The organism is Streptomyces sp. NPDC056373 (assembly GCF_042262425.1).
Taxonomy (GTDB): Bacteria; Actinomycetota; Actinomycetes; order Streptomycetales; family Streptomycetaceae; genus Streptomyces.
In genome coordinates this window covers 259703-282026 of the sequence record NZ_JBHJPX010000006.1, presented here as the reverse complement: position 1 = coordinate 282026, position 22324 = coordinate 259703, and the positions used below count along the sequence as shown (strand labels likewise).

Sequence of the window (22324 nt, the reverse complement as noted above, 5' to 3'; positions counted from 1 at the left end):
GAAGCTCGTCTGGGAGGGGAACCCGGACGGCGTCTCGCGCGGCGGGCGCCGCTTACGGATCGGACATCCGGGAAGAAATCAGAGCGGACCGCGCTGTCCGACCGACTCCAGGATAGGTGTCGGCCGGGACGCGCAGGGTCGCGGGCTCTTGCCGCCGAGCGACGCACTGCCATACTTACGATGCCGTAGGTTACGGAACCGTAGGAAGCACGTCACGGTTCACGTGCCCCGGCCACTCCTTCTCCATCCACATACCCCCCAGGGGACGCGTATGACCAGTAGTTCCGACGTGATCGAGGACGCCCCGAAGGCGCCCGGTCAGGACACCGACGCCGCCATGGCCACGCTGGGCGGCGAGCAGAAGCGGTCCATCGAGCAGATCGCCCTCCTCCTCTTCATCACCGTCCCGTTCCTCGCGTTGCTGGCGGCGGTGCCGCTGGCGTGGGGCTGGGGGGTGAGCTGGCTGGACCTCGGTCTGCTGGTCTTCTTCTACTACCTCGGGTGCCACGGCATCACGATCGGCTTCCACCGTCACTTCACCCATGGTTCCTTCAAGGCGAAGCGGCCGTTGAAGATCGCGCTGGCGATCGCGGGTTCCATGGCGGTGGAGGGGCCGCTGGTGCGCTGGGTGGCCGACCACCGCAAGCACCACAAGTTCTCCGACGCGGAGGGCGACCCGCATTCGCCGTGGCGGTTCGGTGAGACGCTCCCGGCCCTGATGAAGGGCCTGTGGTGGGCGCACATCGGCTGGATGTTCGACGAGGAGCAGACGTCGCAGGAGAAGTACGCACCGGACCTGATCAAGGACAAGACGCTCCGCGCCATCTCCCGCCAGTTCGTCTGGTGGACGGTGCTGTCGCTGGCGTTGCCGCCGCTGATCGGCGGTCTGGTGACGATGTCCTGGTGGGGCGCGTTCACGGCGTTCTTCTGGGGTTCGCTGGTCCGGGTGGCCCTGCTGCACCACGTGACCTGGTCGATCAACTCGATCTGCCACGCGGTCGGCAAGCGCCCGTTCAAGTCGCGTGACCGCTCGGGCAACGTGTGGTGGCTGGCGGTCCTGTCCTGCGGTGAGTCCTGGCACAACCTGCACCATGCCGACCCGACGTCGGCGCGGCACGGTGTGATGCGCGGGCAGCTGGATTCGTCCGCCCGCCTGATCCGCTGGTTCGAGATGGCGGGCTGGGCGTACGACGTGCGGTGGCCGTCACGCTCCCGTATCGATTCGCGCCGTAACACCGGGGAAGGCGGCTCCCCACGCGGGAAGGAGCCCGTCGAGGCGGCATGATGGTCGCTGTGGCGACCGACTCGAGCAGCACCCCCAGCAACGACAAGCCGCGGCGAGCGCGTCGCACCCGGATGACCGGTGCCGAGCGCCGTCAGCAACTGCTGGAGATCGGTCGCACGCTCTTTGCGGCGAAGGGCTTCGAGGGCACGTCGGTGGAGGAGATCGCGGCGAAGGCCGGGGTGTCCAAGCCGGTGGTGTACGAGCACTTCGGCGGCAAGGAGGGGCTGTACGCGGTCGTCGTGGACCGTGAGATGCGGTGCCTGCTGGACATGGTGACCAGTTCGCTCACGGCCGGTCACCCGCGCGAACTGTGCGAACAGGCGGCGTTCGCCCTGCTGGACTACATCGAGGAGTACACGGACGGGTTCCGCATCCTGGTCCGTGACTCCCCCATCCCCCAGTCGACGGGTTCCTTCGCCTCGCTGATCTCGGACATCGCCACCCAGGTGGAGGACATCCTGGGCCGCGAGTTCAAGAGCCGCGGCTTCGACCCGAAGCTGGCCCCGCTGTACGCCCAGGCCCTGGTCGGCATGGTCGCCCTGACCGGCCAGTGGTGGCTGGACGTGCGCCGGCCGAAGAAGGCCGAGGTGGCCGCGCACCTGGTGAATCTGGCGTGGCACGGCCTGGACGGCATGGAGGCCAAGCCGCACCTGATAGGCCGCCGGAAGGCCTAGGGCTCGGTGATCGTCAGGTGTTCTTCCGGGCGACGGCGAACACCCGGCGGAAGGGGAACGGCGTGCCGTGCGGACCGGCCGGGTAGGCCTCGCGCAGCGCCGCCCGGTACTCGGCGACGAAGGCCTCCCGCGCCTCGGGTTCGCCGGCGAGCGCGGTCAGCACGGGCCGCAGTCCGGTCCCCTTCACCCAGTCGAGCACCGGGTCCTCGCCCTGGAGCGGGTGGAGGTACGTCGTCTCCCACACGTCGGCCGCGCAGCCGAGGGAGGTCAGCCGCTCAAGGTAGGCCTCGGGGGTGTGGACGGCGTCGGCGTGGCGCAGGGTGTCGGCGAGCCGGGCACGCCAGCGCGGTGATGCGGCGAGTTCGCGCATGAGCCGGTGGCTGGGGGCGTCGAAGTTGCCCGGCACCTGGAAGGCGAGGGTGCCGCCGGGTTTGAGCCCGGCGACCCAGTCGGCGAACCGTTCGGCGTGGCCGGGCACCCACTGCAGCGTGGCGTTGCTGATGATCAGGTCGTGGGGTTCGCCGGGCGTCCAGGTCCGTACGTCGGCGGGCCCGAAGTCGAGACGGCCGCCCCCGGGTGTGGGCCCTTCGTGCTCGACGTGGGCCTTGTCGAGCATCTCGGGCGAGTTGTCGTAGCCGGTGATCCGGGCGGTGGGCCAGCGGGCCGCGAGCAGGGTGGTGACGTTGCCGGGGCCGCAGCCGAGGTCGGCGATGCGGGCGGGCTCACCGGGCAGGTCGGGCACGCGGGCCAGGAGGTCGGTGAAGGGGCGGGCGCGGTGACCGGCGTGACGGAGGTACTGGGCCGGGTCCCAGGTCGGGGCGGCTGCGGGCATGGGTCCTCCTGGTGTCCTGGTGCTGACGGCACTGGCTGCACACCCAGCGTGATCCCCCGTATATCTCGATGTCAAGAAACTAGACGTCAAGAGACTCTACGTCGACACAACCACTACACTGATCGTCATGGAGGACGAGGTCGATCGGCTGGTCGCAGCGTGGCGCCGGGAGCGCCCGGACCTCGACGTGGAACCGCTCGAGGTGCTCAGCCGTGTGAGCAGGCTGGCCCGGCATCTGGACCGGGCACGGCGGCTGGCGTTCTCGGAGCACAACCTGGAGCCGTGGGAGTTCGACGTCCTGACGGCCCTGCGCCGGGCGGGCACCCCGTACCAGCTCTCACCGGGACAGCTCCTCACCCAGACGCTGGTCACCTCGGGCACGATGACGAACCGCATCGACCGCCTGGCGAAGAAGGGCCTGGTGGAGCGGCTCCCCGACCCCAGTGACCGCCGCGGCGTCCTGGTCCGGCTGACGGACGAGGGCCGGGACCGCGCGGACCAGGCCCTGGCGGGGCTGCTGGACCAGGAGCGCGCGATCCTCGCGGAGCTCTCCCGGGCCCAGCGCGGCGAGCTGGCGGCACTGCTACGCCAGCTGACCGCCCCGTTCGACAACATCCCCGGCTAGGTCCGCGGGCCCGACTCCGGCCCGCCGCGCCAGGGCGACGGCGGCGAGGGTGGAATGCACGCCGAGCTTGCCCAGAACGTTCTGCATGTGGGTCCGCACGGTGTGCGGTGACAGGAACAGGCGCTCGGCGACGGCCTTGCGCCCCAGCCCCGCGACCATGCACCGCAGCACTTCCCGCTCACGCGGAGTGAGCGACTCGACGAGGCGCTCGCTCTCGGTGCGGTGCTTGCGGGCGGCGGTGAGCTCCCGCAGGACGCCGGTCAGCAGCGCGGGCGGCAGATGCGTCTCGTCGCGCAGCACCCCGCGGATGACGGTGAGCAGCCGGGACAGGGAACAGTCCTTGGCGACCCAGCCGGAGGCACCGGCCTGCAGGGCGAGCGCCGCCCGCCGCGGGTCGTCCTTCTCGGCGAGTACGACGATCCGTACGTTCGGCTGCGCGGAGCGCACTCCCGTGACGAGGGAGATCCCGTCGACGAGCCCGTCCTCGTTGCCCTCCTGCACGGGTACGGCCGGGCGGGCGCCCGGTACCTTGCCGCCCAGGTCGGCGTCCACGAGCAGCACGTCGAACCGCCGCCCCTCGGCGACCGCCCGCTCCAGGCTGCGCAGCGCGGCCGGGCCGCTGCCGGCCGCGGAGACGTCGACATCGGGCTCGGCGGCCAGAGCCGCCGCGAGTGACTCGGCGAAGATGCGATGGTCGTCGACGACCAGGACTCGGATGCGAACCACGTATACCCCCTTCCCCAGTGCTCCCGAAGAGCAGGGGATACCCCAACCTCGGAGGATGACACCGCGCGGGTACGACGCCGGGGTGTACGGGTCTGCCGCGTCCGACCGTCCGTCGGTGCCGCGGCAGCCTGTCCGGGTCGCCGCAGCCGCACGGCCGCCGCCGTGCAGTACCGCCACCCCCACCCCGGGCGTCGTACCCGGCTGTCTCGCCCCCTGATCGGCACCGGCCCCCACCGGTGCTGTTCATCAGGGTACGGACGGGGGCCCGGAGCGGAAGGTTATTTGCAGAACTGACCGCCCGACGCGTTTATGGTGTGCCGCATGTTCCGTCTTGAGACAGAAGTCGACAAGGCCCGACGTGATCTGCTCCGCACACGCCTGCGGGACACGAACACCGCCGCCTCTCCGATCCTGCGCGCGCTGCGCGGGACACCCGGCGAGCGGGACGTCCCGTTGCACGTGTGGGCTGTGAACGACACCGACGATCTCGCCGGCGGACTGGTCGGCTACACCTGGGCGACGTGGCTGCACGTGACCTACCTGTGGGTCGACGAACGCCACCGCGGCCGGGGCCTGGGCGCACGGCTCCTCGCCCGGGCGGAACACATCGCGACGACGTCCCGCGACTGCAGCGCGGCCCGCCTGGAGACGTGGGACTTCCAGGCACCGCGGTTCTATGTGAAGCAGGGCTACGAAGTGGTGTGCGCGGTGCCGGACTATCCGCCGGGGGTGACGGAGTACATGCTGACGAAGAGGCTGGGCTGAGGCGGCGCGGCGGGTTGCGGGAGCGAAACCCTCGCGCGTGCCCCGCCGTTCGCGACCGATAGCGTTGGTTCGCTTGAGCTATCCCCCCACATGATCAACGGGAGACACAGTGAACCGCCCCGCTCGGCTCGTGACAGCCGCGCTCACCGCATCCGCGGCCCTGCTGCTGACCGCCTGTGGCTCGGGGGGAGGTGACGGTTCGTCGTCCGGCGACAAGATCGCCGGTGCGGATTCGGGTGACAAGGCGTCGGCTTCTCCTTCCGCTTCCGCGCCGGAGGACGGGATCGACCGGCCGGAGATCAAGCTGCCTTCGGACATGAAGCTGGCGTTCGAGGGCCGGCAGACCGGCGACTCCGTGAAGGACGCGATCCTGGCGGACAACGAACGGGCCGTCAGCACTGTTTGGCAGGCCGTGGCCTCCGGCGATCTGAAGAAGTCGGGCATGGGCTTCTACTACACGGACACCGCGCTGAGGGGCGTTTACAACTACGCGAAGGACAACAACGCCAGGCAGACCAGCTGGGCCGGCACCCTGCGCTACTTCGATCGCCAGGTGACGGTGTTCGACAAGACCTCGGGGGCCCTGACGTACTGCGTGGACGAGAGCAAGGCGAACGTCAAGGACCTGAAGACGAAGAAGGTGAAGGTGGTCGCCACCTCGCCTGACAGCTACGTGTACTACAACGCCAGCGTGAAGAAGGACGGGCAAGGCGTCTGGCAGATCTGGAGCCTGCACGAGGACCGCGGTTCCCAGAGGTGCCAGCCGTGACGCAGCGCGTGGCGCTCGGGGCTCTCACCGCCGCGATGCTCCTGCTCGGAGTGGACACAGCTTTCGCCGGAGGTATCGGAAGCAACGGAGACCAGGCCGAAGAAACATCCGGTGACTCCTCAGGACCCGTGCTCGAGTCGCGCGTCAGCTTCGACGTGAAGGGCAGCGCCCCCTCGAAGGACAGCGGTCCGGTCACGTCCGCCGCCGTTGACTGGAAACCTCCGGCCTGCTGGTACGAGCCCTACTGGAAGGCCAAGGACTTCAGGACCTACACCGAGGCCAACTGGTCGATCTACGACTCGGTCGGTGGTGCGCCCGCGGGCGTCGCGGACGACAAGGCGCGCTACAAGGGCGGCCACCCCTACAAGAACTTCAACGTCGACAAGAACGACGAGGGCATGTGGTGGGTCGCCGTCAAGAATCCGAAGATGGAGGACGACCCCGCCGCCGGAAACTGCAAGCGCGAGCCCTTCTGGGTGGACAACGGAAAGAATCCCGGCGTTCCCCAGGCCATCGACACCGAGACCCTCGCCGGGCTCGCGCATCAGCGGACCGTCGTGCCGCCGACGAAGATCTCCCTCGCGCCGAACGCCAGGTCGACGGTGAACGCGCCCACCTGGGTCTGGCTGGACAAGGGCGCCTTCAAGCCCGTGTCCGTCACGGCGAGTCTGCCCGGCACAGGACTGTGGGCGACCACCACGGCCAAGCCGGTGAGCCTGCACCTCGAGCCGGGAACGGCGGACGCGGAAACCCTCCCGGCGTCCGGTGAGTGCCTGATCAACGACGACGGCTCCATCGGCGAACCGTACGCCCGCGGCAAGGCGGAGCTCACGCCTCCGTGCGGGGTGCGTTACCTGCGCTCGTCGGGAGACGGCACCTACGGCCTCGAGGCGACCCTCACCTGGGAGATCACCTGGGAGGGTGCGGGCGGCACGGGCGGCGACCTGCCCAACGGCACATTCGCCACCACCACCGAGGTACCGGTCCAGGAGATCCAGTCCGTCAACCGCTGAGAAGGACGCGGAAAGCGGCGCCCCCGTGGCAACGAGGGCGCCGCTTTCGTCCGGTCGGTCAGGGGAGGCGGCGGGCGCCCGGGGACGGGACCGCTTCGAAGACGCGGGGGGTCGTGAAGCCCGCCGACGCGAAGGCCTCTGTCACCGTCTTGGTGATGGCCTCCACGTCCTGCTCCTCCGCGAGGACGATCGCCGAGCCGCCGAAACCGCCGCCCGTCATGCGCGCGCCCAGGGCGCCGGAGGCCAGGGCCGTGTCGACGACCAGGTCCAGTTCCGGGCAGGAGATGCGGAAGTCGTCGCGGAGGGAGGCATGGCCCTCGACCAGGACCGGGCCGATCGCGCGGGTCTCGCCGGATTCGAGGAGGGAGACGACCCGTTCGACGCGTGCGTTCTCCGTGACGATGTGGCGGACCAGACGGCGGACCTCCTCCTCGTCGCCCAGGCGGGCCAGGGCCGCGTCCAGTTCGGCGTACGGGATGTCCCGGAGCGCGTCGACGCCCAGCAGGGCCGCGCCCTTCTCGCAGCCGGCGCGGCGCTTGCCGTACTCGCCCTCGCTGTGGGAGTGCTTGACCTGGGTGTCCACGACCAGCAGGCGCATGCCCTCGGCCGCCAGGTCGAAGGGGATCTGCTTCTGGGAGAGGTCGCGCGTGTCGAGGAACAGGGCGTGGCCGGTCTCGCAGCAGGCCGACGCCGTCTGGTCCATGATGCCGACGGGCGCACCGACGTAGACGTTCTCCGCGCGCTGGCACAGGCGGGCCAGTTGCCAGCCCTTCATGCCCAGTTCGTACAGGTCGTTGAGGGCCAGCGCGACCACGACCTCCAGCGCCGCCGACGACGACAGGCCCGCGCCGGAGGGGACCGTCGAGGCGAGGTGGATGTCGGCGCCGGTGACCGGGTGACCGGCCTCGCGCAGCGCCCACACCACACCCGACGGGTACGCCGTCCAGTTCCGGTCCGCCTCCGGCGCCAGCTCGTCGACGCGCAGCTCGACGACTGCGCCCTCGACGTCCGCCGAGTGCAGGCGCAGCAGGCCGTCCGTGCGCCGGGAGACGGCCGCCACGGCGGTGTGCGGCAGCGCGAAGGGCATCACGAAGCCGTCGTTGTAGTCGGTGTGCTCACCGATGAGGTTGACGCGGCCCGGGGCCGCCCAGACACCCTCGGGGGCGGCTCCGTAGAGCTCCTCGAAACCGTCCCGCACCTGCTGTGCGCCCACTACTGCTCCCTTGCGATGTTCTGCGCGAAGTCCCACGCGTCCGCGACGATTCCCGCGAGGTCCGCGCGGGACGGGTTCCAGCCCAGTTTCTCGCGGGCGGTGGCGGCCGAGGCCACCAGGACCGCCGGGTCGCCGCCCCGGCGCGGGGCCACGACCTCGGGGATCGGGTGGCCCGTGACCCGGCGGACGGTTTCGATGACCTCGCGGACCGAGAAGCCGTTGCCGTTGCCGAGGTTGCAGATCAGGTGCTCGCCGGGGGCTGCGGCCTTCAGGGCCAGCAGGTGGGCCTCGGCCAGGTCCGCGACGTGGATGTAGTCGCGGACGCAGGTGCCGTCCGGCGTCGCGTAGTCGTCGCCGAACACCGAGATCGCCTCGCGCCTGCCCTGCGCCACCTGCAGGACCAGCGGGATCAGGTGCGACTCGGGGTCGTGGCGCTCGCCGTGCTCGCCGTAGGCGCCCGCCACGTTGAAGTAGCGCAGGGAGACCGCGCCCAGGCCGTGCGCCGCCGCCTCACCGGTGATCATGTGGTCGACCGCGAGCTTCGAGGCGCCGTACGGGTTCGTGGGGGACGTGGGCGCCGACTCGACGATCGGGACCTGCTCCGGCTCGCCGTACGTCGCCGCCGTCGAGGAGAAGACCAGCTTGCGGACGCCCGCCTCGCGCATCGCGGCCAGCAGCGCCATGGTGCCGCCGACGTTGTTGTCCCAGTACTTCTCCGGCTTCACGACCGACTCGCCGACCTGCGAGAACGCGGCGAAGTGCAACACACCGTCGAAGGAGGAGTCCAGCCATTTGGCGGCATCGCGGATGTCGCCCTCGACGAAGGACGCGCCCGCGGGGACGCCCTCGCGGAAGCCCGTGGAGAGGTTGTCGAGGACGACGACCTCGTGACCGGCTTCCAGCAGGTGCTGGGCGACCACGCTGCCGACGTATCCCGCACCGCCTGTCACCAGGTACTTCCCGCTCATGAACTCGCTACCTCTCGCAGTCGCTCGGCCGCGCGCTCCGGCGGCACGTCGTTGATGAACACGTTCATGCCGGACTCGGAACCCGCGAGGAACTTCAGCTTGCCGGAAGTGCGGCGGATGGTGAAAAGCTCGAGGTGCAGCGCGAAGTCCTCGCGCGCGACCCCGTCGAACTCCTCCAGCGCGCCGAACGGGGCCTGGTGCCAGGCCGCGATGTACGGCGTCGGGGGCTCGCTCTCACCGAAGATCCGGTCGAAGCGCCTCAAGAGTTCCAGGTAGACCTTGGGGAACTCTGTGCGCGCGCCCTCGTCCAGGCCGAGCAGGTCGGGCACCCGGCGCTTGGGGTACAGGTGGACCTCGTACGGCCAGTGCGCCGCGTACGGGACGAAGGCGACCCAGTGTTCACCCTCCAGGACGACCCGCTCGCCGGCGAGTTCACGCTCCAGGACGGCGTCGAAGAGGTTCTCCCCGCCGGTCATCTCCTTGTGGGTGGCGACCGAGCGGAGCATCAGGGCGGTGCGGGGGGTGGTGAAGGGGTAGGCGTAGATCTGGCCGTGCGGATGGCCGAGGGTCACGCCGATCTCGGCGCCCCGGTTCTCGAAGCAGAACACCTGCTCGACGGACGGAAGGTGGGACAGCTCCGAGGTGCGGTCGGTCCAGGCCTCCAGCACCAGGCCCGCCTGCTCCTCGGTGAGGTCGGCGAAGGACGCGTTGTGGTCGGAGGTGAAGCAGACGACCTCGCAGCGGCCCGAGTCGCCGGCCAGCGAGGGGAAGCGGTTCTCGAAGACGACGACGTCGTACGAGGAGTCCGGGATCTCGCTCAGGCGGTCCCCCTCGGAGGGGCACAGCGGGCACTCGTCGGCCGGCGGATGGTAGGTACGGCCCTGACGGTGCGAGGCGATGGCGACGGAGTCGCCGAGGAGGGGGTCGCGGCGGATCTCGGACGTGGTGACGGTGCGGTCCAGCGGCCGGCGGTCGGTCGCGTCCCGCACGCTGTCGTCACGCAGGTCGTAGTAGATGAGCTCGCGACCGTCGGCCAGCCGGGTCGAGGTCTTCTTCACGCTGGACTCCTTGTCCATCAAACAGAACCCAACATATAAAAACACTACCCTCCCCAATCGTCAACATCACAATCCAACAAAGTGCATCAGAAGACGGGTTCAATCGCGGGGCGCGGAGAAGAAGATCCCGCGAGGTATCGGTTCGCGCAACGAAGCGAGGGCTCATGCACACCCCCACATATCTGTCGGCCGAGCTGCGACTCCCCACGAACTGGCTCGACTACACGATCCTCGGGATCTACTTCCTCGTCGTCCTCGGCATCGGCTTCGCCGCCCGGCGCTCGGTGAAGACCAGTCTCGACTTCTTCCTCTCCGGCCGCTCCCTGCCCGCCTGGGTCACCGGTCTGGCGTTCGTCGCCGCCAACCTGGGCGCCACCGAGATCCTGGGCATGGCCGCCAACAGCGCCCAGTACGGCGTCTACACCACCCACTGGTACTGGATCGGCGCCATCCCCGCCATGGTCTTCCTCGGCCTGGTGATGATGCCCTTCTACTACGGCTCCAAGGTCCGCTCGGTCCCGGAGTTCCTGCTGATGCGCTTCGACCGGGCGGCGCACCTGCTCAGTTCCGTCCTGTTCGCCTTCGCCGCCATCCTCATCGCCGGCGTCAACCTCTACGCCCTGGCCATCGTGGTCGAGGCGCTGCTGGGCTGGCCGGAGTGGGTGGCGATCGTCGTGGCCGGCTTCTTCGTGCTCGCCTACATCACCCTCGGCGGCCTGTCGTCGGCGATCTACAACGAGGTCCTTCAGTTCTTCGTGATCCTGGCGGCGCTCATCCCCATCACCGTCCTCGGCCTGAAGAAGGTCGGCGGCTGGGACGGCCTGTCCGACTCCCTCACCAAGAGCCACGGCGCGGACTTCATGACGTCCTGGGGCGGTACGGGCATCGGCAGCGACAACCCGCTCGGCGCGAACTGGCTGACGATCGTCCTGGGCCTCGGCTTCGTCCTGTCCTTCGGCTACTGGACGACGAACTTCGCCGAGGTGCAGCGCGCGCTGTCCGCGAAGAACCTGTCGGCGGCCCAGCGCACCCCGCTGATCGCCGCGTTCCCGAAGATCTTCATCGTGTTCCTGGTGATGATCCCGGGCCTGGTCGCCGCGGTGCTGGTACCGAAGATCGGCACGTCCGGCTCCGACCTCCAGTACAACGACGCGATCCCCTACCTGATGTCCCAGCTGCTGCCCAACGGCGTGCTCGGCATCGCCGTCACCGGCCTGCTCGCGGCGTTCATGGCGGGCATGGCGGCGAACGTGTCCTCCTTCAACACCGTGTTCACCACGGACATCTGGGCGAAGTACGTGGTGAAGGGCCGCGAGGACGAGTACTACGTCCGCTTCGGCCGCCTCATCACCGCGATCGGCGTCCTGGCCTCCATCGGCACGGCGTTCCTCGCGCGGTCCTTCTCCAACATCATGGCCTACCTGCAGACCCTCTTCTCCTTCTTCAACGTGCCGATGTTCGTCGTCTTCATCATCGGCATGTTCTGGAAGCGGGCGTCCATGAAGTCGGGCTTCTGGGGGCTGATCGCGGGCACCACCGCCGCGATGGTCAACTACTTCGTCCTCTACAAGCAGGACATCGTCGACATCCCCTCCGACCAGGGGGCCAACTTCGTCTCGGCGATCGCGGGCTTCGTCGCCGGCGCGGTGGTGATGGTGGCGGTGTCGCTGTTCACGGCGCCCAAGCCGACGGAGGAGTTGCAGGGGCTGGTCTACGGCACGCGCTCGCCCGGCATGGCGGAGCCGCCCGCGCCCGGGGACGAGGCCTGGTACCGCAAGCCGGCTCTGCTGGGCTGGGGCGCGGTCGTCCTGGCCGCGGCCTGCTACATCCCGTTCTCGTTCTGACCGAACCCCGACCGAGGAGTGTGATCGCACATGTCCGAGTTCTACTCCGAGAAGGACCTGCAACGGGAAGTCACCGAACTGCAGGGCAAGTCGGCGAGCGCCGCGCGGCTGTTCGACATCCGGCGGATCATCGGCGGGCTGTTCGTGCTCTACGGCGTCATCGTCACGATCGCGGGGCTCACGGCGTCCGACGCGGACATCGACAAGGCCGAGGGCGTCAACATCAACCTGTGGACCGGGCTGGGGATGCTGCTGCTGGGCCTGTTCTTCCTGGCCTGGCTGAAGCTGAGGCCGGCGGCCCCGGCGCCGCCGGGGGTCGAGCCGGAGGACGACGAGCGCGTGGAGTGACCCGGCCGCGTCGATGCTGGGGCCGGGTGGGTGCGCAACTCTGCGCGACGAGGTGCCGCCTGCGCCCACCCGTGCCGCCCCCAGCGGCACGCATGCCCGCAGGCTGAGCGGAGACGCTCCCGCACCCGCCGTCGGACGCAAGGGGACGTGTCGGGGGGTGTCCGCCCGCAGCGGTTGGCGCGTCGACGCCAGTCAGTCGGTATGGGGGCCCATCGCACCGTTCCGAGGACGGGCACCCCCGACGCGGCCCCGACCCCCACCCGGCGCAAGGCGAAGACGCGCACCCCCACCGCCGATCACACAGCTCACGGCTCCCGCCGCACCGGCCCCGCCCGGTCCAGCAACCCCGTCCGTGCCGCCAGCGCCGCCGCCTCCAACCGCGACCCCACGCCCAGTTTCATCAGCACCCGCTGGACATGCGTACGCGCCGTCGACGGTGCGATGCCCATGCCCGCCGCGATCAGGCGGGTGTCCTCGCCGTCCGCGACACGGACCAGGACCTCGACCTCCCTCGGCGTGAGCATGGACAGCAACCGCTGTCCCTCGTCGTCCGGTTGGGCCACCGGGTTGAGCAACTCACCGAACGCTCCCTGCAACAGCTGCGGCGCCACCGCGGCCTCCCCCGCCCGCGCCTTCATGATCGCCCGCTCGACGCCCTCTATGCGCTCATCGTGCCGGACGTACCCCGACGCCCCCGCCGCGAACGCCGCGGCGATGCCCCGAGGACTCGGCACCGGCCCCAGCACCAGCACCGCCACCTGCGGCCGCTCCTGCTTGATCCTCACCACCGGGTCGAAGATCCCCGGCTCGGCCGGCGCCGCCGTCCCCAGCAGGCACACCTCAGGCGCCCGCGTGATCACCAGCTCCGCCGCACCCGCGGCCGGTGCCGCCGCGGCCAGCACCCGGTGCCCCCGCAGCTTCAGCGCCGAAGCCAGCGCCTCGGCCAGCAATCGGTGGTCGTCGACCACCATGAGCCGCACTCCCATCGAGCAACCCCCCAGTCACCCCAGCCCCCCACGGAAGCCCCCCGGCTCCCCCGCCTTCATGCCCCCGGAAGCTACACGCTTGTTCGACGTTGCGCTCCCCCTACCGGCGAGAATCGCCCCGGATCGCCGAAAGTCCCCTCGTGCCAGGTTGACCGCGCCCCACAGGAACGGCCCCGTCCCTGAACAGGGACGGGGCCGAAGGGAACCAAGTCGGTCACCAGGCGATCAGCTCGTACCGAAGCCGACCGCGAGGTACTCCTTCTCCCGCGCCGTCGACCGCTTGCTCGCGTACACCTTGGACATGTAGAGGTGGCCCTCGGAGTACAGGAACTCGGAGTACTCCGGCGACATGCTGGTCTCCACGTCGCGGACCGACTCCGTCGCCGGGTTCCGCAGCAGCAGTGTCTCCTTGAAGCTGCTCCCGTCGATGCTCACGACCTGTCCGCCCTTGTCGTACGGGGGACGCTTGTACGCGATCAGGTTGCCGCCGTCCATGCGCAGCGGCGAGATCGTGTAGCCGTCACCCGCGTCGGCCCGCTGCCCGGTCTGCTTGCCGGTGGCGAGGTCGAAGGCGACGATCTCGTTGGTCTCGCTGTACTTGCCGGTGCCGTCGTGCTCCTCGGTCGGCAGGTACAACCGGTCGTTGCCGACGGCCAGCAGGTTGCAGGCCTCGACACGGGTGATGCCCTCGCAGCGGGCCGCGAACTGCTCGCCCGGCGCCGAGATGCGCGTGCGCAGCTTGCCGGTCTTGCCGTCGATGGAGAAGAAGTCGGAGATGCCGCTGCCGTCGCCCGCGGAGTCGCCGACGTCGGCGGCCACGACCAGCGGGTTGGTCGACACGATGCTCGCGTAGTCGATGCCCTCGGCCATCTTGTACTCCGAGATCACCTTCCCGGACTTCGGGTCGATGGTCTGGATGTGCAGCTGCCGCTGGTCGTAGGAGCCGCACTTGCGCACCGCGACCAGCTTCTCGCCGCCGCCGTAGCCGGCGTCGTAGCAGGAGTCGGCCGGCTTCGGGCTCCACAGGAGCTTGCCGGAGACGTCGAAGGCGGCGCCGCCACTGGTGCTGCCGACGGCGACGGTCTTCCCGCTGAGGGTGATGTTGTCGAAGTTGACCAGCTGGTCACCGGTCTTGACGGTCTTCGTCCACAGCCGCTTGCCCGCGTCGAGGTCGATGAGGGCGATCTGGGTGCAGCCGTGCGAGGGGTCGGCCTTGGTGGGCATCGCCGGCTGGTACAGGACGGCCGTGAGGTTGTCGTCGGTGACGTGACGGCTGGCCTGGCAGACCGGGCCGGCCAGCGGGAGCTTCCACAACTCGCTGCCCTTGTCGCGGTCGTAGCCGACGATCTGGGCGATGCCGCTCTTGACGTACGCCTTGTCGGTGAGCCACGAGCCGGAGACGACGACCGTGCTGTCGTTCTTCACCTCGGGCGCCGGGACCTGGAAGAGGACCTTGGCGCCGGGGTCGGACGGTGCCTTCTCCTTGCCGGAGGTGGTGCCGCCGTTGCCGTCGTCCGTGCCGCCGGTGCCGCCGCTCTGACCGGCGGTGTCGTTCTGCCTGCCCTCGTCCTCGCCGGACGAGGCGTACCAGACGCCACCGGCGATGATCAGCGCGATCGCCACCACCGCGGCGACGATGATCAGCATCTGTGTGTTGAGCTTCTTGCCGCCGCCCGGCTGCCCGGCCTGCGGCTGGTGCGGCATGGTCTGCTGCGGATAGCCGTAACCGGGCTGCTGCCCGTAACCGGGCTGCCCGTAGGGAGCCTGCTGCTGCCCGTACGGCGCCTGCTGCTGTCCATAGGGCGCCTGCTGCGGCTGCCCGTACGGCCCCGGCTGCTGGCCGGGGTAGCCGTAGCCGGGCGGGGCCTGCGGGGGCTGTGGGGCCTGCGGGGGCTGGTTCGCCGGGGCGCCCTGCGGATAGCCGTACCCCTGCGGCGGCTGGGGCGGCGTCTGCGGGGCGGCCGGCGGAGGCGTCTGCGGGGGCTGCGGCGCCTGGGGGTAGCCGTACCCCGGCTCCGGGGCCTTGCCGGGGTTCGGCCCGGCCGCGGGCGGCGGGGTCTGCGGCGGCTGGTCCTGGGGCGGCCCGAAGCCGCCCCCCTGCGGGGGCTGCTGGGGCGGCTGGGGCGGCTGGGTCATGGCGTGGGTACCTCGGGGAAGGGGACGGACGACAAGAGGGGTTCGGAAGGAGGAGAAGGAGGAGGAGTCACTTGCCGTAGGCGAGCATCAACTTCTCCTTCGTGTCGTCGTTCCCGCTCAGCCGGGTCGTCGAGATGTAGAAGCGCCCGTCGACCCAGTCGAACTCCTTGGAGAAGAAGCTGTTCTCGATGTCCGCGGCGCCCTCGGGGTTCTGCAGCAGCTTGGACGGCTTGTGGCTGCCGCCGCCGGTCGGGATGGACACGATCTGCCCGCCCCCGTCGTACGTCGGCTCCACGTAGGCGACGAGCTTGCCGCCCTCGGTCTTCACCGGCAGCATCGACTCGTCGGCGGGTGACTTCACGCGCCACTTCTCCTTGCCGTTCGCGAGGTCGACCGCGACGATCTCGTTGGCGCCGGAGGTGGCCTTCGTCGGCAGGTACAGCGTGCTGTCGTCGGCGGCCACGCCCTGGCAGCCCGTGAGGTCGCGCTCCAGGATGGCCCAGCCGCACTCGGGGGCGAAGTCCTCGTCGAAGCCGACCTGTGAGCGGAACTTGCCGCCGGAGGTGAAGGTGGAGATGTTCCAGGCCTTCTTGTCCTCGTTGGTGCTGTAGACGACCAGCGGGCTGACCGAGTAGGTGCGGGCGACCCGCCAGCCCTTGTCGAACGGCTGGGTCCACCTGGCCTTGCCGGTCTTCGGGTCGAGCTCCTGGATCTCGTCGTGCTCCTTGTCGCTGCCGGCGTCGCAGGAGGAGACGGCGATCAGCTTCTCGCCGCCGGCGAACGCGGCGGGGAAGCAGGCGTTGCCGTACTTCTTCTTGTCGAAGAGCTTGTCGCCGTTGGTGACGTCGTACGCCGTGCCGGACTGGGAGCGGCCCACCATCAGCGTCTTGCCGGTGATGGACAGTTCGACGGAGAGCGTGGAGTCGAACAGGGCGCCGTCGGCGACCTGTTCCTTCCAGCCCTTCTCGCCGGTGACCAGGTCGATCTCCTGGAGCTGGTTGCACTTGGCACGGTCGCTCGCGCCGCTCATGTACGCGACGACGATCTTGTTGTCGGACGTCTTCTGCGGCGACGTCGCGCAGATCTTCTGCGGGAAGGTGATGGCGTCCCAGGACGGTTTGCCGTCACCGACGTTGTAGGCGAAGAGCTGCTTGTAGGCGGCCTTCACGGCGGTCTTGCCGGTGATCCACATGCCGTCGGCGTCGGCGCCGGAGCCGGGGGCGTCGGGCGCCTCCTTGTACCAGAGGACCTTGGCCTCGCCGGCCTGGCGGCCCGCGTTGAGGTCCTCCGGGTCCTCGCCGCCGTCGCCGCTGCCGTCCCCGGGGTTGGCCGGGGCGGAGGAGCCGGCCTTGGGGTCGTCGGTCTTCTGGGCGACGGGCTTCTTCTTGCCGTTGCCGTCGTCGCCGCCGGTGACGGCCCACACGGTGCCGCCGACCACGAGCAGCGCGGCGACGGCCGCGCCGATGATCAGGGCGGGCTTGCCCTTGAAGGGGTTGTTCGAGCCGCCCCCGGGCGGGGTGCCGGGCGCACCCGGGTACTGCGGCTGCTGCGGGTAGCCGTACCCGGGCTGGCCGTACGGGCCGGGCTGCTGCGGCTGGCCGTACGGGCCCGGCTGCTGCTGGCCGTAGGGGCCGGGGTTGTAGGGGCCCGGCTGCTGCGGCCGGCCGTACGGACCGGGCTGCTGCGGCTGCCCGTACGGGCCCGGCTGCTGCGGGTAGCCGTAGCCGGGCTGCGGCGGGCCCTGCGGGGGCGGCGGAGTCTGGGGCGGGCCCTGGGGCGGTGGCGGGGTCTGCGGTGCCCCGTGACCACCGCCCTGTGGCGGCTGGTTCTGCGGTGCTCCGAAGCCACCGTGCGGCGGCTGACTGGGCGGCTGAGTCATCAGCGGCTCCCCCGTTCGATCACTGATTTTTAGCCACGCCCTGAGATGCTCAACAGGCTCAGAGTCGCTTCATAAAGTTCTAAGACGACTCTTTGTATCACCAGGTTCCGACAGCGGAGCGGGCCGTCTCACGCCCTGTTCCCAAGGGAGAACCGGCCCGTGATGCCGCCGTTATGCGTCTTCACGCACCCTTCACGCGTCCTCGGCGAGTTCCAGCCAGCGCATCTCCAGCTCCTCGCGCTGACCGGCCAACTCCCGCAGCTCGGCGTCCAGTTCGGCAACCTTCGCGAAGTCCGTGGCGTTTTCGGCGATTTGGGCGTGGAGCTTGGCCTCCCTCTCGGAGACCTTGTCGAGCTGCCGCTCGATCTTCTGGAGTTCCTTCTTGGCGGCGCGCTGGTCGGCGGCGCTCTTCTCCGGGGCGGCGGACTGCTGCTGCGCGGCGGCGGGGGCGGAGGAGGCGGCGGCCTCCTCCATGCGCTGCCGTCGCTCCAGGTACTCGTCGATGCCGCGCGGCAGCATGCGCAGGGCGCCGTCGCCGAGCAGCGCGAAGACGCGGTCGGTGGTCCGCTCGATGAAGAACCGGTCGTGGGAGATGACGATCATCGAGCCGGGCCAGCCGTCGAGGACGTCCTCCAGCTGCGTCAGCGTCTCGATGTCGAGGTCGTTGGTGGGCTCGTCGAGGAAGAGGACGTTGGGCTCGTCCATGAGCAGGCGCAGCAGCTGGAGCCGGCGGCGCTCACCACCGGACAGGTCACCGACGGGCGTCCACTGCTTCTCCTTGCCGAAGCCGAACGTCTCGCACAGCTGCCCGGCGGTCATCTCGCGTCCCTTGCCGAGGTCGACGCGCTCGCGAACCTGCTGCACGGCCTCCAGCACGCGTGTGCTCGGCTCGAGTTCGGCGACCTCCTGGGAGAGGTAGGCCAGCTTCACCGTCTTGCCGACGCGGACGTGACCTCCCACGGGCTGGGTCTCGCCGTCGGTCCGGGCCGCCTGGGCCATGGCCCGCAGCAGCGACGTCTTGCCGGCGCCGTTGACGCCGACCAGGCCGATGCGGTCGCCGGGACCGAGCTGCCAGGTGACGTGCTTGAGGAGGACCTTGGGGCCGGCCTGGACGGTGATGTCCTCCAGGTCGAACACCGTCTTGCCCAGCCGGGTCGAGGCGAACTTCATCAGCTCGCTGCTGTCCCGGGGCGGCGGTACGTCGGCGATGAGCTCGTTGGCGGCCTCGACGCGGAAGCGCGGCTTGGACGTACGGGCGGGCGCCCCGCGGCGCAGCCAGGCCAGCTCCTTGCGGACGAGGTTCTGCCGCTTTGCCTCCTCGGTGGCGGCGATGCGCTCGCGCTCGGCCCGGGCGAAGACGTAGTCGGAGTAGCCGCCCTCGTACTCGTAGACATCGCCGCGCTGGACGTCCCACATGCGGGTGCAGACCTGGTCGAGGAACCACCGGTCGTGGGTGACGCAGACGAGGGCCGACCGGCGTTTTTGCAGATGGCGGGCCAGCCAGGCGATGCCCTCGACGTCGAGGTGGTTGGTGGGCTCGTCCAGGACGAGCAGGTCCTGCTCCTCGATGAGCAGCTTGGCCAGCGCGATCCGGCGCCGCTCACCGCCGGAGAGCGGGCCGATGACGGTGTCCAGGCCCTTGGGGAACCCGGGCAGGTCGAGTCCGCCGAACAGGCCGGTGAGCACGTCCCTGACCTTGGCGTCGCCGGCCCACTCGTGGTCGGCCATGTCGCCGATGACCTCGTGGCGGACGGTGGCCTCGGGGTCGAGGGAGTCGTGCTGGGTGAGCACGCCGAGGCGCAGCCCGCCGGAGTGCGTGACGCGCCCGGTGTCGGCGTCCTCCTGCTTGGCGAGCATGCGGATGAGTGTGGTCTTGCCGTCGCCGTTGCGGCCCACGACACCGACGCGGTCCCCTTCGGAGACGCCGAGGGAGACGCCGTCGAGCAGGGCACGGGTGCCGTACACCTTGCTGACGTTCTCGACATTGACCAGGTTGACGGCCATTACTCTCCTGCCAAGGGGGATGGATCGACCCTCCAGGGTAGTCGCGCCCGGGGGTGCTCCGGCCGGGGCGTTCAGGAGCCGGCGGCGTCCTCCCGGCGGCGCCGGTAGCGCCACACGTCCATCAGCCTCTCGTCGAACGGCTGATCCGGGTCGCGGGGGCCGATCCGGTGCTCGGCCTCCACGCAGCGCGGGTCGTCGCGGTGGGCCAGGCCGGAGACGGCCTCGATGCGGACCGGCTGCGTCTCGTCGTGGGTGAGCGCGACCAGCGCGTCCCCCACCTCGGGCTCGCGCCCCCGGTAGTGCGCGAGCCAGCGGCAGGCCGCCTCGCGTACGCCGGGGTCCTCGTCGCGGGCCAGGGTGAGCACCGTGGCGAGGCTCTCGGGACGGACCTGGGAGCGGCCGTCCGCGGAGCGCTCCAGGGTGTCCGGCACCAGGGCGCGCACCTCCGGGTCCGGGTGGGTGAGGTGCGACAGCCCCACGGCCTCGATCTCGGGGGCGCTGTCGTGGGTCATCGCGTTCAGGAGGACCGCCAGCACCTGCGGGTCCTCCTCCTGTTCCGCCCAGGGCACGAGCTCCCGCCCCCGTTCCCAGAACGGCTGGTCGCCCGTGGCGAGGTCTCCGAGGATCAGCGACAGCAGGAGGTCGGCGGCGAGCAGCCGGTGCGTCCGGTCGGGGTGGTCGAGCAGGTCCCGGCTCCGTTGCCAGGTCTCCTCGTCGGTCCGCCTGCCGAGCGTGGACGTCACCTCGCTCCACACGACGTGGTTCCGGTCGGGGTGGGCGAGGGCACGGGCGACCAGTTCGTCGAAGGGGGTGCGGATGCCGTAGCGGGCCTCCGTGGACGTGAGGATGGCCCAGTGCTCGTCGCGCACGGTCACGGGGCCGAGCGTGAGCTGCTCGCTCCACCAGCCGACCTCGTCGTCCTCGAACCGGACCCGCTCGACGGGCCCGGTGAGGCCGGTGACGCGGCGCAGTTCGGCCTCCGCGCCCGCCTCGGCCCACCGCCGGGCCCGGGCCGGCACGTCTGCGCGCGCCGGTGCCGAGAGCGGGATGCGGCTGGTGGCGAGCGCGTAGGTGAGCATGTGGGACCCGCCGTCGACCGCCCGCGCCAGCGGGGTGCTCCCGTCGGGCAGCGGGCGCATGGGGTCGGCTCCGGCCTTGAGCAGCGCTTCCGCGACGGGCTCGTCGTACGCCGCCACGGCCAGGCAGAGGAGCGGAAGGCCGTCCTCCAAGGTCTCGGGGTCGGCCCCGGACTCCAGCAGCGCCGTGACCTCTTCCACGTCCCCGCGCCGTACGGCCGCGACCAGTTCTCGCACTCTTGTGTCTCCCCCTGTCGAATCGACTGGGGGAGCCTAGGCGCCGGGCAGCGGCCGGGGCACGTGATTAACCGGCGGCCGCCACCGTGGCGCCGGGTGCCGGGCCCGACGCCGTGCGCACGGTCCTGCACGTCCCGGACGACACCAGCGCCTGTGCCACCGCGGCGGCCGACTCCGGGTCGCGGACCAGGAACGCGGTGGTCGGTCCGGAGCCCGAGACGAGTGCGGTGAGGGCACCCGCCGCCCGGCCCGCGGCGAGGGTGCCGGCGAGCTCCGGGAAGAGGGAGAGGGCGGCGGGCTGGAGGTCGTTGGAGACGGCGGCGGCGAGCGCGTCCGGGTCGCCCTTCGCTAGGGCGGCGAGGAGTTCCTGGGAGGCGACGGGCTCGGGGATGTCCGTGCCCTCGCCGAGCCGGTCGAACTCGCGGAACACCGCCGGGGTGGACAGGCCCCGCCCGGCCATCGCGAACACCCAGTGGAAGGTGCCGCCGGTCTCCAGGGTCGTCAGCCGCTCGCCCCGCCCGATGCCGAGGGCGGCGCCGCCGACCAGGCTGAACGGGACGTCGCTGCCCAGCTCGGCGCAGATCTCCAGGAGTTCGTCGCGGGAGGCGCCGGTCCCCCACAAGGCGTCGCAGGCCACCAGGGCGCCGGCGCCGTCCGCGCTGCCGCCGGCCATGCCGCCGGCGACGGGGATGTCCTTGGCGATGTGGATGTGGACGCCGGGGCTGCGGCCGTGGCGTTCGGCGAGCGCCTCGGCGGCCCGCGCGGCCAGGTTCGTACGGTCCAGGGGGACCTGGTCGGCGTCCGGGCCGTCGCAGGTGACACGGAGCTCGTCGGCGGGGGTGACGGTGATCTCGTCGTAGAGGCCTACCGCGAGGAAGACGTTGGCCAGGTCGTGGAAGCCGTCGGGGCGGGCGGCGCCGACCGCCAGCTGGACGTTGACCTTGGCCGGGACGCGGACCGTGACGCTCACGCGGTCTCCTTCTCCTGGTGCCGGTTCGCCTTGTGCTCGGCGATACGCGCGAACTCTTCCACGGTGAGCGACTCGCCCCGGGCCTGCGGCGACACCCCGGCGGCGACCAGGGCCTCCTCGGCGGCGGCGGCCGACCCGGCCCAGCCGGAGAGCGCGGCCCGCAGCGTCTTGCGGCGCTGGGCGAACGCCGCGTCGACGACGGCGAACACCTCGCGCTTGGACGCCGTCGTCTTCAGCGGCTCGGTGCGCCGGACCAGGGAAACCAGGCCGCTGTCGACGTTGGGCGCGGGCCAGAACACGTTCCGCCCGATCGCACCGGCACGCTTGACCTCGGCGTACCAGTTGGCCTTGACCGAGGGGACGCCGTAGACCTTGGAGCCGGGCGGGGCGGCGAGCCGGTCGGCGACCTCCGCCTGGACCATGACGAGGGTGCGCTCGATGGTCGGGAAGGTGTCGAGCATGTGCAGCAGGACGGGGACGGCCACGTTGTAGGGCAGGTTGGCGACCAGCGCGGTCGGGGCGGGCCCGGGCAGCTCGGTGACGTGCATGGCGTCCGAGTGGACCAGCGCGAACCTGTCGGCGCGTTCGGGCATGCGGGCCGTGATGGTCGCGGGCAGCGCACCGGCGAGCACGTCGTCGATCTCCACGGCCGTGACCCGGTCGGCGGCCTCCAGCAGTGCGAGGGTGAGCGACCCGAGCCCCGGGCCGACCTCGACGACCACGTCGTCGGGGCGGACCTGTGCGGTGCGGACGATCCGGCGGACGGTGTTCGCGTCGATCACGAAGTTCTGTCCGCGTTGCTTGGTCGGGCGTACGCCGAGGGCGGCCGCGAGCTCGCGGATGTCGGCGGGGCCCAGGAGGGCGTCGGGGGTGGGGCTGCTGGTCACGGGACAAGGGTACGGGGGGTTGTGCGGGC

The 22324-nt window shown here is 70.6% G+C and carries 20 protein-coding genes; 8 read left to right on the top strand and 12 right to left on the bottom strand.

Features of this window, described 5'->3' with window-relative positions:
• Window positions 1–271 precede the first annotated feature (271 nt).
• Together ACFCXS_RS14930 and ACFCXS_RS14925 are read left to right on the top strand one after the other, a co-directional pair.
• Window positions 272–1285 (top strand): acyl-CoA desaturase, encoded by a 1014-nt coding sequence (locus ACFCXS_RS14930; protein ID WP_376643649.1) that lies wholly within the window; start codon window positions 272–274, stop codon window positions 1283–1285.
• On the top strand, window positions 1282–1959 hold the full coding sequence (locus tag ACFCXS_RS14925; RefSeq protein WP_362236931.1) for a TetR/AcrR family transcriptional regulator: 678 nt from the start codon (window positions 1282–1284) through the stop codon (window positions 1957–1959). The genes ACFCXS_RS14930 and ACFCXS_RS14925 overlap by 4 nt, the downstream gene beginning before the upstream one ends.
• A 13-nt stretch (window positions 1960–1972) precedes the next feature.
• On the opposite strand, the gene ACFCXS_RS14920 is transcribed toward ACFCXS_RS14925, so the two are convergent.
• Window positions 1973–2791: a trans-aconitate 2-methyltransferase gene (locus ACFCXS_RS14920; protein ID WP_376643648.1), complete on the bottom strand. Its 819-nt coding sequence runs from the start codon at window positions 2789–2791 to the stop codon at window positions 1973–1975.
• A 127-nt stretch (window positions 2792–2918) separates the two neighbouring features.
• On the opposite strand from ACFCXS_RS14920, the gene tamR reads away from it, so the two are divergent.
• Complete coding sequence (gene tamR, locus ACFCXS_RS14915; RefSeq protein ID WP_104780304.1) at window positions 2919–3416, top strand: MarR family transcriptional regulator TamR; 498 nt, start codon at window positions 2919–2921, stop codon at window positions 3414–3416.
• Here tamR and ACFCXS_RS14910 read toward each other — a convergent pair.
• Complete coding sequence (locus ACFCXS_RS14910; protein ID WP_376643647.1) at window positions 3375–4142, bottom strand: LuxR C-terminal-related transcriptional regulator; 768 nt, start codon at window positions 4140–4142, stop codon at window positions 3375–3377. The genes tamR and ACFCXS_RS14910 overlap by 42 nt on opposite strands.
• A gap of 309 nt (window positions 4143–4451) precedes the next feature.
• Between ACFCXS_RS14910 and ACFCXS_RS14905 the strand changes: the two genes are divergently transcribed.
• From ACFCXS_RS14905 to ACFCXS_RS14895, 3 genes are all read left to right on the top strand, one after another.
• Window positions 4452–4907 carry a GNAT family N-acetyltransferase gene (locus tag ACFCXS_RS14905; RefSeq protein ID WP_376643646.1) on the top strand — a complete coding sequence of 152 codons (456 nt, stop codon included), beginning with the start codon at window positions 4452–4454 and terminating at the stop codon, window positions 4905–4907.
• Window positions 4908–5016: 109 nt separating this feature from the next.
• Window positions 5017–5676 (top strand): hypothetical protein, encoded by a 660-nt coding sequence (locus ACFCXS_RS14900; RefSeq protein WP_376643645.1) that lies wholly within the window; start codon window positions 5017–5019, stop codon window positions 5674–5676.
• The gene (locus ACFCXS_RS14895) at window positions 5664–6689 is read left to right on the top strand and encodes a hypothetical protein (protein ID WP_376643644.1); all 1026 of its coding nucleotides are present in this window, start codon (window positions 5664–5666) and stop codon (window positions 6687–6689) included. The genes ACFCXS_RS14900 and ACFCXS_RS14895 overlap by 13 nt, the downstream gene beginning before the upstream one ends.
• A 58-nt stretch (window positions 6690–6747) precedes the next feature.
• Here the strand turns inward: ACFCXS_RS14895 and galK are convergent, their stop codons facing one another.
• From galK to galT, 3 genes are read right to left on the bottom strand one after another with little or no spacing between them, the layout of a single operon-like run.
• On the bottom strand, window positions 6748–7902 hold the full coding sequence (gene galK / locus ACFCXS_RS14890) for a galactokinase (protein WP_376643643.1): 1155 nt from the start codon (window positions 7900–7902) through the stop codon (window positions 6748–6750).
• A complete protein-coding gene (galE, locus tag ACFCXS_RS14885; protein WP_376643642.1) occupies window positions 7902–8870 on the bottom strand; it encodes a UDP-glucose 4-epimerase GalE in 969 nt (322 codons plus the stop codon). Before galE ends, galK begins: the two co-directional genes overlap by 1 nt.
• A complete protein-coding gene (gene galT, locus ACFCXS_RS14880) occupies window positions 8867–9928 on the bottom strand; it encodes a galactose-1-phosphate uridylyltransferase (protein ID WP_376643641.1) in 1062 nt (353 codons plus the stop codon). Before galT ends, galE begins: the two co-directional genes overlap by 4 nt.
• 164 nt (window positions 9929–10092) lie before the next feature.
• Here galT and ACFCXS_RS14875 point away from each other — a divergent pair, with 164 nt between their 5' ends.
• Together ACFCXS_RS14875 and ACFCXS_RS14870 are read left to right on the top strand one after the other, a co-directional pair.
• On the top strand, window positions 10093–11772 hold the full coding sequence (locus ACFCXS_RS14875) for a sodium:solute symporter family protein (protein WP_376643640.1): 1680 nt from the start codon (window positions 10093–10095) through the stop codon (window positions 11770–11772).
• Window positions 11773–11802: 30 nt separating this feature from the next.
• Entirely contained in the window at window positions 11803–12120 is a 318-nt protein-coding gene (locus tag ACFCXS_RS14870) for a hypothetical protein (RefSeq protein ID WP_376643639.1), read from the top strand.
• Window positions 12121–12425: 305 nt separating this feature from the next.
• On the opposite strand, the gene ACFCXS_RS14865 is transcribed toward ACFCXS_RS14870, so the two are convergent.
• From ACFCXS_RS14865 to rsmA, 7 genes are all read right to left on the bottom strand, one after another.
• Window positions 12426–13106, bottom strand: coding sequence for a LuxR C-terminal-related transcriptional regulator (locus tag ACFCXS_RS14865; protein WP_376643638.1), 681 nt, complete (start codon window positions 13104–13106; stop codon window positions 12426–12428).
• A 225-nt stretch (window positions 13107–13331) separates the two neighbouring features.
• Window positions 13332–15242 (bottom strand): PQQ-binding-like beta-propeller repeat protein, encoded by a 1911-nt coding sequence (locus tag ACFCXS_RS14860; protein WP_376643637.1) that lies wholly within the window; start codon window positions 15240–15242, stop codon window positions 13332–13334.
• Window positions 15243–15309: 67 nt separating this feature from the next.
• Window positions 15310–17121 (bottom strand): PQQ-binding-like beta-propeller repeat protein, encoded by a 1812-nt coding sequence (locus tag ACFCXS_RS14855; protein ID WP_376643636.1) that lies wholly within the window; start codon window positions 17119–17121, stop codon window positions 15310–15312.
• 192 nt (window positions 17122–17313) lie between these two features.
• Window positions 17314–19125, bottom strand: coding sequence for an ABC-F family ATP-binding cassette domain-containing protein (locus ACFCXS_RS14850; protein WP_376643635.1), 1812 nt, complete (start codon window positions 19123–19125; stop codon window positions 17314–17316).
• A gap of 71 nt (window positions 19126–19196) precedes the next feature.
• Window positions 19197–20438, bottom strand: coding sequence for a HEAT repeat domain-containing protein (locus ACFCXS_RS14845; protein ID WP_376643634.1), 1242 nt, complete (start codon window positions 20436–20438; stop codon window positions 19197–19199).
• A 67-nt stretch (window positions 20439–20505) separates the two neighbouring features.
• On the bottom strand, window positions 20506–21408 hold the full coding sequence (locus tag ACFCXS_RS14840) for a 4-(cytidine 5'-diphospho)-2-C-methyl-D-erythritol kinase (RefSeq protein WP_376643633.1): 903 nt from the start codon (window positions 21406–21408) through the stop codon (window positions 20506–20508).
• Window positions 21405–22295, bottom strand: a complete 891-nt coding sequence (rsmA, locus tag ACFCXS_RS14835) for a 16S rRNA (adenine(1518)-N(6)/adenine(1519)-N(6))-dimethyltransferase RsmA (RefSeq protein ID WP_376643632.1) — start codon at window positions 22293–22295, stop codon at window positions 21405–21407. Before rsmA ends, ACFCXS_RS14840 begins: the two co-directional genes overlap by 4 nt.
• Between the last annotated feature and the right edge of the window lie 29 nt (window positions 22296–22324).